The organism is Streptomyces sparsus (genome assembly GCF_054776295.1).
The window spans coordinates 1-9,168 of sequence record NZ_BAAHCA010000112.1 but is presented as its reverse complement, the minus strand read 5'-3'; the positions used below and the strand labels follow the sequence as shown (position 1 = coordinate 9,168).

The 9,168-nt window shown below is 72.0% G+C and carries 11 protein-coding genes; 5 read left to right on the top strand and 6 right to left on the bottom strand.

Annotation, left to right across the window (positions count from 1 at the left end):
* Positions 1-183: 183 nt before the first annotated feature.
* Both ACYVE9_RS08895 and ACYVE9_RS08890 read right to left on the bottom strand, forming a co-directional pair.
* Positions 184-1,197: a hemolysin family protein gene (locus ACYVE9_RS08895; RefSeq protein WP_461027203.1), complete on the bottom strand. Its 1,014-nt coding sequence runs from the start codon at positions 1,195-1,197 to the stop codon at positions 184-186.
* Positions 1,194-2,525, bottom strand: coding sequence for a hemolysin family protein (locus tag ACYVE9_RS08890; RefSeq protein WP_461027202.1), 1,332 nt, complete (start codon positions 2,523-2,525; stop codon positions 1,194-1,196). Before ACYVE9_RS08890 ends, ACYVE9_RS08895 begins: the two co-directional genes overlap by 4 nt.
* A gap of 551 nt (positions 2,526-3,076) precedes the next feature.
* Between ACYVE9_RS08890 and ACYVE9_RS08885 the strand changes: the two genes are divergently transcribed.
* From ACYVE9_RS08885 to ACYVE9_RS08870, 4 genes are all read left to right on the top strand, one after another.
* Positions 3,077-3,295: a hypothetical protein gene (locus ACYVE9_RS08885; RefSeq protein ID WP_461027201.1), complete on the top strand. Its 219-nt coding sequence runs from the start codon at positions 3,077-3,079 to the stop codon at positions 3,293-3,295.
* A 98-nt stretch (positions 3,296-3,393) separates the two neighbouring features.
* Complete coding sequence (locus ACYVE9_RS08880) at positions 3,394-4,401, top strand: sporulation protein (protein ID WP_461027200.1); 1,008 nt, start codon at positions 3,394-3,396, stop codon at positions 4,399-4,401.
* 69 nt (positions 4,402-4,470) lie between these two features.
* Entirely contained in the window at positions 4,471-4,926 is a 456-nt protein-coding gene (locus ACYVE9_RS08875) for a tellurite resistance TerB family protein (RefSeq protein ID WP_461027199.1), read from the top strand.
* 90 nt (positions 4,927-5,016) lie between these two features.
* Complete coding sequence (locus tag ACYVE9_RS08870; RefSeq protein ID WP_461027198.1) at positions 5,017-5,280, top strand: GlsB/YeaQ/YmgE family stress response membrane protein; 264 nt, start codon at positions 5,017-5,019, stop codon at positions 5,278-5,280.
* 70 nt (positions 5,281-5,350) lie between these two features.
* Here the strand turns inward: ACYVE9_RS08870 and ACYVE9_RS08865 are convergent, their stop codons facing one another.
* From ACYVE9_RS08865 to ACYVE9_RS08855, 3 genes are all read right to left on the bottom strand, one after another.
* Entirely contained in the window at positions 5,351-6,286 is a 936-nt protein-coding gene (locus tag ACYVE9_RS08865; RefSeq protein WP_461027197.1) for a M56 family metallopeptidase, read from the bottom strand.
* A gap of 7 nt (positions 6,287-6,293) precedes the next feature.
* On the bottom strand, positions 6,294-6,674 hold the full coding sequence (locus ACYVE9_RS08860; RefSeq protein WP_461027196.1) for a BlaI/MecI/CopY family transcriptional regulator: 381 nt from the start codon (positions 6,672-6,674) through the stop codon (positions 6,294-6,296).
* 225 nt (positions 6,675-6,899) lie between these two features.
* A complete protein-coding gene (locus ACYVE9_RS08855) occupies positions 6,900-7,958 on the bottom strand; it encodes a C40 family peptidase (protein ID WP_461027195.1) in 1,059 nt (352 codons plus the stop codon).
* Between the two features lie 279 nt (positions 7,959-8,237).
* Here ACYVE9_RS08855 and ACYVE9_RS08850 point away from each other — a divergent pair, with 279 nt between their 5' ends.
* Positions 8,238-8,591, top strand: a complete 354-nt coding sequence (locus ACYVE9_RS08850; protein ID WP_461027194.1) for a hypothetical protein — start codon at positions 8,238-8,240, stop codon at positions 8,589-8,591.
* Between the two features lie 106 nt (positions 8,592-8,697).
* On the opposite strand, the gene ACYVE9_RS08845 is transcribed toward ACYVE9_RS08850, so the two are convergent.
* Positions 8,698-9,168: C40 family peptidase (locus ACYVE9_RS08845; RefSeq protein WP_461027193.1), on the bottom strand; the 471-nt coding region annotated here is incomplete at its 5' end.

Genomic DNA, 9,168 nt, shown 5'->3' with positions numbered 1-9,168 from the left:
GGGGGCGGGTGCGCCCGACCGCGCGCTGTACCCGAACGAGTGAGGCGGGCGGCGCGTTGTTGATGGCGGTCGGTAGGGGCGGGGGCGCGGTCGTGAGGTGCCGCGCCCCCAGCCGGCTCCGTGCCCTGGCGTGCCGGCCTTCCGCCTCCCTCGCCGGGGTCGGGCTGTGGCGGTCTGTTCCTGTCAGGCGGCGGGGCCGACGAGTTCGGACAGGACGTCTTCCATGGTGACGAAGCCGATCACGGTGCCCTTGTCGCCGGTGACGGCGGCGAGGTGGGTGCCGCTGGCCCGCATCGTGGTGAGGGCGTCGTCGAGCGGGGTGTCGATCTGCACGCGGGTCACCGGGTGCAGGGCGGTGCGGGGGAAGGGCCTGTGCCGTTCGGGTACGCCGATGGCGTCCTTGATGTGCAGGTAGCCCAGGATCGTGCCGCCGGGGCCCACCACGGGCATACGGGAGTAGCCGGCGCCTGTCGCGGCCTTCTCCAGCTGGGCGGGGGTGACGCGGTGGTCGACCGTCCTCATCCGGGCCAGCGGCACCAGGACCTCGCCGACCGGGCGGGTGCCGAGCTCCAGTGCGTCGCGCAGTCGTTCGCCGTCGGCCGGGTCGAGCAGGCCGGCCTGGCTGGAGTCGGTGACGAGGCGGGCGAGTTCGTCGTCGGTGAAGACGGCGACGACTTCGTCCTTGGGCTCGACGTTCAGCAGGCGCAGCAGGGTGTTGGCGAAGGCGTTGATGGAGAAGATGACGGGCTTGAGCGCGCGGGTGAGCGCGACGAGCGGCGGACCGAGCACCAGCGCGGTGGGGACCGGGGCGGCCAGGGCGATGTTCTTCGGGACCATCTCACCGAAGAGCATGTGCAGGTACGTCGCGAGCGTCAGCGCGATGACGAAGGCGATCGGGTGGATGAGTTCCTCGGGCACGCCGATGGCGTGGAAGGGCGGTTCCAGCAGGTGTGCGATGGCCGGCTCGGCGACGGCGCCCAGCACGAGGGAGGAGACGGTGATGCCGAGCTGGGCGGTGGCCATCACCGCCGACAGGTGCTGCACTCCCCACAGCGTGGTCCTGGCGCGCTTGTTGCCGGCCTGGGCCCTGGGTTCGATCTGACTGCGGCGTACCGAGATCAGGGCGAACTCGGCGCCGACGAAGAAGGCGTTGGTGAGCAGGGTCAGGGCGCCGATGAGCAGCTGGACGGTGGTCATCGGGTGGTCTCCTGCTCGGCGCGGTCGGTGGCGGGGGCCGAGAGGGTGAGGCGGTCGGCGCGATGGTGGTCGACGCTGCGGACGGTGATGTCCCATCCGTCGAGGTGCACGGTGTCTCCAGGCTTCGGGATGCGTTCCAGGAGGGTCGCGGTCAGTCCGGCGAGGGTTTCGTAGGGGCCGTCCTCGGCCCTGAGGCCGATCTCGGCGAGCTCGTCGGTGCGGATGCTTCCGTGGGCGTCCCAGACGTGCCGGCCGTCGTCGGTGGCGGGCATCGGGAGCAGGTCGGGGGCCTCGTGGGGATCGTGTTCGTCGCGGACCTCGCCGACGACCTCCTCGATGATGTCCTCCACGGTGGCGACACCGGCGGTGCCGCCGTACTCGTCGATGACCACGGCCATGGTGCGCTCCGTGCGCATCCGGGCGAGGAGGGTGTCCACGGGCAGGCTGTCGGGCACCAGCAGCGGCGGCGTCATCAGGTCGGTGACCTGTACGCCGGCGCGCTTGTCCTCGTCCAGGGCGAGTGCGTCGCGGATGTGGAGGGTGCCGATGATCTCGTCCAGGCTGTCGCGGTAGACGGGGAAGCGGGACAGCCCGGTGGCGTGGGTGAGGTTGACGGCGTCCGCGGCGTTGGCGTGGGCTTCGAGGGCCTTGACGTCCACGCGCGGGGTCATGACGTTCTCGGCTGTCAGCTCACCCAGGTTCAGGGTGCGTACGAACAGCTCGGCGGAGTCCTTCGCCAGCGCGCCGTGGGCGGCGGAGTGCCGGGCGAGGGCCACCAGCTCCTCCTGGCTGCGGGCGTGGACGAGTTCCTCGGCCGGCTCCAGGCCGAAGCGGCGCACGAACCGGTTCGCGGTGTTGTTCAGGTGCTCGATGAACGGTCCGAAGGCGGCGGTGAAGCCGCGCTGCGGGGTGGCGACGACCTTGGCCACGGCCAGCGGCCGGGAGATCGCCCAGTTCTTCGGCACCAGCTCACCGACGACCATCAGCACCACCGTGGACACGGCGACGCCCAGGATGGTGGCGCTCGTGGAAGCTGCGCCCGCCAGGCCGATCGCGGTCAGCGGGCCGCGCAGCAGCGCGGCCAGGGACGGCTCGGAGAGCATGCCGATCACCAGCGAGGTCACGGTGATGCCCAACTGGGCCCCGGAGAGCTGGAAGGTCAGCCGCCTGACCGCCTTCAGCGCGCTGTCGGCGCCGCGCTCACCGGCCTCGGCAGCCCGCTCGAGGTCAGCGCGCTCGAGTGTGGTGAGGGAGAACTCGGCCGCGACGAACACCGCGCACGCGAGTGTCAGCGCCAGAGCGAGCAGGAGGAGCAACAACTCGGTCACCGTGCCACCCCCGATTCGCAGCTCGTCGGGCGGGGTGTGGCACGGCTCGGACTGGGAGGTTCGCCCATCGCGGGTCTGCTACTCCTTCATCACTCCACCGCCCCCGGGCGGGGCGGAACGTCTTCAGATCGGAGAGGAGGTCTCCGCCGAGCCCATGGTAAAGGGTAGGTAAAACCACCGTGGAGGGTGGTCGGCCACCGTGTGTTTTCGGACTTTTACGCCCCGGTGACCCGAGAGCGTTCCGCGGCCCGCCGGCCCGGCCTATGATTCTACAGTCCTGTAGAAAACGCGAGGGGACGGTTGGGCTGTTCCCGGCCACCCCCGGGTGCACACATGCCGGCCGGGAGGCGGTGAGCGGTGAGTGATGAGCGGACGACGGCCCCGGTGGGGGCCGAGCGGCGCCGCTGCCGTGCACCGCGCAGTGCCCGGCCGGGCCTGCTCGGCGGCCCCTCGTCGGCACGACACCGATGTCGTCGCCTCCAAGCGGCGACTGCGCGGCCCTGCGGGCCGCGCACCCCTGTTTCAACCGCTATCTGCCTGGGAGGGCTTACGTGGCTTCGATCGATCTGGACAAGGTGCTGGACAAGGCGTGGGCGGACAAGCCGCTGCCCGAGATCCTCGCCGCCCCCGTCGCGGCACTGAAGGGTGTGTCCGACCGTGACGGCGAGCTGCTGGAGGAGGCCTTCGGCATCACCACCGTCGCCGACCTCGCCGAGCTGAAGTACGTCCGCTGGGCTCAGGCGCTCGCCGCGCTGGATGCGGCGAAGTAGTCACCCTTGTCTGGCCGCGCGGTGCCGCGGGTCCCGAGTTCGAGGAGCCCGCGGCACCGCGTCCCGCAGATCTCGCACACGAAGGAGTGAACGCCGCGATGGTGTTCAAGAAGTTGCTCGGCTCGCTCGGCGTGGGCGGCCCCACCGTGGACACGGTCCTCGCCCCTGGCGCCGTCCTGCCCGGCGGCAGCCTGACCGGCCAGGTGCACCTGAAGGGCGGCAGCGCCGACTTCGACATCGAGCAGATCACCCTGGAGCTGGTCGCCCGGGTGGAAGCCGAGCACGACGACGGTGAATCCGAGGGCCTGGCCGCCTTCGGCCGGTTCACCGTCGGCGGCGGCTTCCGTCTGGCGGAGGGCGAGCAGCACAGCGTCCCGTTCACGCTGGAACTGCCGTGGGAGACGCCGGTCACGGAGCTGTACCGGCAGGCGCTGGGCATCGTGCTCGGCGTGCGCACCGAGCTTGCGGTGGCCGGGGCGAAGGACAAGGGCGACCTCGACCCGCTCACCGTCTCCCCGCTCCCCGTGCAGGAGGCGGTCCTCGAAGCCCTCGGCCGGCTCGGCTTCGGCTTCAGGTCCGCCGACCTGGAGTACGGGCACATCCGCGGCACGGGGCAGCAGCTCCCCTTCTACCAGGAGATCGAACTCGACCCCGCCCCGCAGTACGCGTACGCCATGCGGGAGCTGGAGGTCACCTTCCTCACCAGCCCCGGCGGCATGGAGGTCGTCCTGGAGGCAGACAAGCCCGGCGGGTTCCTCTCCTCCGGCCACGACGCCGTCAACCGGCACGTCGTCAGCCACGACGACGCCGCCCAGCGCGACTGGACCACCGTCGTCGACGCCTGGATCCGCTCGATGGTCGCCGGCCACGGCGACCACCACGCCCCCGACCCCTACGGGCACGACACGCACCACTCCCACGACCACCACAGCGATCACGACGGTCACCGCTCCGGGCCCGGCATGGGTACCGCTGTCGCCGCGGGCGCGGCCGGGCTCGCCGTCGGCGTGGCCGGCGGACTCGTCGCCGCCGAGGTCGTGGACGAGGTCGGCGACTTCTTCGAAGGCGACGACGAAGGCGAGGACGAAGGCGACGACGAAGGCTGACCCACCACCCCTCGCACAAGCCCGGGCCGGGCTGCCCCGTCCCGGGCACCGCACGACGAAGGAGCTCCTGTGGCCCTGTGGGACCGCATCCGGGAATCCGCATCAACGATGCAGACCCAGCTGAACGCGAAGAAGAACGACCTGAAGTCCGGCGCCTTCCGGGACGCCTCCATGGCGATGTGCGCGCTGGTGGCCGCCGCCGACGGCACCATCGACCCCGCCGAGCGCCAGCGCGTCGCGCAGCTGATCGCCACCAACGAGGTGCTGCAGAACTTCGACGCCGACGACCTTCGGCGCCGCTTCGAGGACAACCTGACCAAGCTGACGGCCGACTTCGACTTCGGCAGGGTCAGCGTCCTGCAGGAGATCGCCAAGGCCAAGAAGAAGCCCGCCGAGGCCCGGGCGGTCATCCAGATCGGCATCGTCATCGGCGGCGCCGACGGCGACTTCGACAAGACCGAACAGGCCGTCGTCCGCGAAGCCTGCTACACCCTCGACCTGCCGCCCCACGAGTTCGACCTGTAGCAGTACACCCGCCCGGGCGCCGCGCACGTCGCCTGGGACGCGGCGGCGGGCGGGTATCCGAACAGCACACGACTTCGAGGAAGGAACGGCATGGAGATCTCCGGCATCATCACCGCCGTCGTCATCGGCGCGCTCATCGGCGTGCTGGGCCGGCTGGCCCTGCCCGGCCGCCAGCACACCGGCATCCTGTTGACCATCGTCGTCGGTATCGTCGCCGCCCTGATCGGCACCGTGATCGCCGCCGCGGTGGGCGTGGCGGACACCAAGGGCATCGACTGGATCGAACTGGCCATCCAAGTCGCACTCGCCGCGGGCGGCGTCGCCGCCGTCGAACGACTCAAAGGCCGCAGCTGATCCGCGAAGCCCGCTTGTCGACCCGGCCGCCCGGCGGGATGCCGGGCGGCCGACGCGGCCACGACCCCGCCTACAGCGGCGTGGCGGCCTTCAGCACGAGGAACAGCGTCACCACCGCGTTCGCCGACGACAACGCGGAAAGCGCAGTGCCCGCCGCGGCCGTCCACGCCGCCAGGCCCACCGCGGTGAACACCGACGGCCAGCTGCGTACCGCCGGGGCCGGCCCGAGAAGCGCCCCCACCCGCCGCGGCACCGGGCCCGCCTGCGCGAAATGGGCCAGCGCCCCCGCGGAAGCACCGTGGGAGACCAGGGCCGCCTTGCCGATCGCCCTCGCCGTCACCTGCCGGCTGCCGATGGTGCTGGCCGCCTCCTCATCCGCCCACCGCTCCGCCGTGAAGGCCACCGCGGTACGCAGCGGCCGAAGGAAGGGGTTGGCCCGCGCCGCCAGTTGCACACCGAGGAGAAGCCTGTGATGCCCGCCCGCGAGGTGGGCCCGCTCGTGTGCGAACAACGCCCGCCGCTCCGCACCCTCCAGACACGCCAGCATCGCCGTCGACACCACCACCCGCCCCTTCCCGCCCCGCCGGGCCGGAAGCGCGTAAGCGTACGGACCGGCGTCCGGCAGGACCACCACAGACGTCGACAGACCGTCCAGGGCCCTCTCAGCCCGGCGCCGCACCCGCAGATGCACCCACACCGTGCGGCACCACCCCACCACCACGGCCCCCAGCACGGGGATCGCCAGCCGGCCGGCGATGTCGTCGTACGGGACCGCCTCCCGCACCTCCTCGTCCGACCAGCCGTCCGGCAGCGGATTACCCGGCAGCTGCGCGGTCCCCACCACCATCAGAAGCGCCAGGCACACCGTGCTGCACACGCCCAGCACCCCGGCGACCACCGACAGCAGCACCGTCGCGGTCCGCGGATGCAGATGCTGCTCGGCCAGCCGCGCCACCGGCCACGCCGTTAACGGCAACACCAGCGGCAGGAAGACGAAAACCCCCATGACCGCGTCAGCCCTCCGGCTCCTCGGCGCGCTCCAGCAGCTCCCGCAGCAACCGCTCGTCCCCCGGCGGCAGCGACGTCACGAAACTCGCCAACACAGCCTCCCGGTCCCTCTCCTGGTCCAGCAGCCGCCGCATGCGCAACGCCGCCAGACCCGCTTCATCGGCGACGGGCGACCACACGAACGTCCGCCCCGCCTTCTCCCGCGTCACCGCCCCCTTGGCCAGCAGCCGCGTCAGAATCGTGATCACGGTCGTGTACGCCAGGCCGCCGTCGACTCGCTCCTGCACCCAAGCCGTGTCCACGGGGCGCTCAGCCTCGTGCAGCGCACCGAGCACCTGCACTTCCAGCTCACCCCGACCGCGCCGAGTACGCCCTTGGCCTCTCACCCCGTCTCCCTCCGGTCACCCGCCCGCCGATCCGGGACGGCCGTTCATCCTAGCCCCGGGCCTTCTACAGAGCCTTGGATCGCCGACCGCCTCCTCGAACGCCTTCTGACAGCAACACGGTTCCCTGGCCCGTTCCTACTCGGACCCCGTCTTCCTCAGGACCTCGTCCGGTGCTGGGTCTCGTGGTGGGCGGCGCTTTCGGGACCCACCCCCGGCGCGCGGGGCTCAGGCGGGGCGGACCGCCGTGTTGAACGGCATCTCGGTGAGGGGCGCGATCCGCACCGGCGCGCCCGGCCGCGGCGCGTGGATCATCTGACCGCCGCCGATGTACAGCCCCACATGGCTGAGACCGGAGTAGAAGAAGACCAGGTCACCCGGGGCCAACTGACTGCGGGACACCCGCCGGCCGGCGTTCACCTGGGTGTACGTCGTCCGCGGCAGAGCGACACCCGCCGCGCGCCAGGCGGCCTGGGTGAGGCCTGAGCAGTCGTAGGCGTTCGGACCGGTGGCGCCCCAGACGTAGGGCTTGCCCAGCGCGGTCCGGGCGTACGCGATGGCGGTCGCCGCCCTGGCACTGGCGGGCGGCCCGGCGGTGAGCGCGGCACGGTCGGTGCCGCGGGTGCTGCGGGGCGCGTCCGGACCGCCGTGGCCGTTCCCGGCGAGCACCCGCTCGCGCTGGACCGGCGTCAGCTCCGCCAGCAACCGGTCCGCCCGGGCGATCTTGCCCTCGACGGTCTTCTTGTGCTCCCGCGCCGTACGCTGCGCCGACCGCAGCGCGGACAGCTTGGCGTCCGCCTCGGAACGCAGTTGCCGTACCCCGCGCAGCCCGCTGCGCAGCCGGTCCACCGTGCGCGCCTGCTGGGTGCCGACGCGGTCGGTGGTCGCCGCCCGGCGCAGGAACTCCTCCGGCGCGGAGGAGAGCGCGAGGTGCACGGTCGGGTCGATCGCGCCGCCCTGCCGGTACTGCGCGGTGGCGAACGCACCGAGCGAGTTGCGGACGGCGTTGAGTCTCGCCGTCTGTCTGGACGCCTCGTCCCGCAGTCTGTTGAGCTTCCGCTCCGCCTTCCGGGCCTGCTCGGAAGCACCGTTGTACCGTTCCGTCGCCTGCTCGGCCTCGTGGTGCAGCCGGTCCACCCTCGCCTTCACCCGCTCCACGTCGGGGCGCGGGTCGGCGTGGGCGGTACCGCCCGAGGTGGCCGCCGTGGCGGTCGCCGCCCCCGCGAGAGCGAGGGCCCAGGTCGCCGAGCGGGGCTTCGTACTTCGGATCTTTCGGTGCGCAGCCATGGACGGGGACGCTAGAACGCCCGGCGCGCGCCGGGCGGACACTGACCGGCACTGGTCGTTTCCCCACCGGTTCGTGCCCGTCGGCGACCGCTGGAACTGCGCGGCGGACGGGTCGGGGCACGATTCCGACCGGTTTCGCGGATCCGCCGGCCCCGCCCGCCGGCCTGTGCAGGGAGCCGTCCCGTGCCCGAGGCACGGGCGCCCCGCACCGTCCCGCTTCCGGCCGGAGCCCGCCCCGGGCTGCCGGGTGCGGTGTCCGGCGGGCTACGCTCCGCTGCCATGGACGTACTCATCAACATCTTCGTCGCCCTGCACATCATCGGCATCGCCGCCCTGCTCGGCGGCTTCCTCTTCCAGATGAAGGCGATGGGGGCCGGTGAGGCCCGCATGCTGCCGGGCATGCTGCACGGTGCCATCACGATGCTCGCCACCGGGCTGATCCTGGTCGGCCTCAACCAGGCGGCGGACCACGAGGTCAACAACGTCAAGATCGCCATCAAGCTTGCCCTGCTCGTGGTGATCCTCGGCCTGGTCTACGTCAAGCGGGACGAGGAGCGGGTCCCGGCCGGCATGCTGGGCGCCGTGGGCCTGCTGACCTGCGTCAACATCTTCCTCGCCACCGTGTGGACCTGACCCGGTTCCTCGCCACCGTGTGGACCTGGCCCGGCCCTCCGCACCGACGCACCGGGCCCGGCCTGCCGGACCCGGTGCGTCGGTCGGAGCTCCCGGAGGGAGGCGGTCAGCCCGGCCGCACCGCGCTGTGGAAGGGCATGTAGTCCACCGACTCGTACTTGACGTCGTCGCCGGGCTTGGAGGCGTGGATCATCTGCCCGCCACCGACGTAGATGCCGACGTGGGTGACGTCCGCGTAGAAGAACACCAGGTCACCGGGCTGCATGTTGGCCTTGGACACCCTCTGGCCCACGTTCACCTGGTCGTAGGTGGTGCGCGGCAGGCCGACGCCGGCCGCCCGCCAGGCGGCCTGGGTGAAGCCCGAGCAGTCGTAGCTGTTCGGGCCTGTGGCGCCCCACACGTACGGCTTGCCCAGCTCGCCCTTGGCGAACGCCAGCACCTTCGCCGCCTTCGTCGAGGACGAGGTGCCGGAGCCGCCGCCGGTGCTGCCGGAGCCGTCGCTGGTCCCGCTGCCGGTCGAGGCGGGAGCCGCCGGCTGCCCTTCCTGCCCGGTGCCGGCGGACTCCGCACGCTGCCG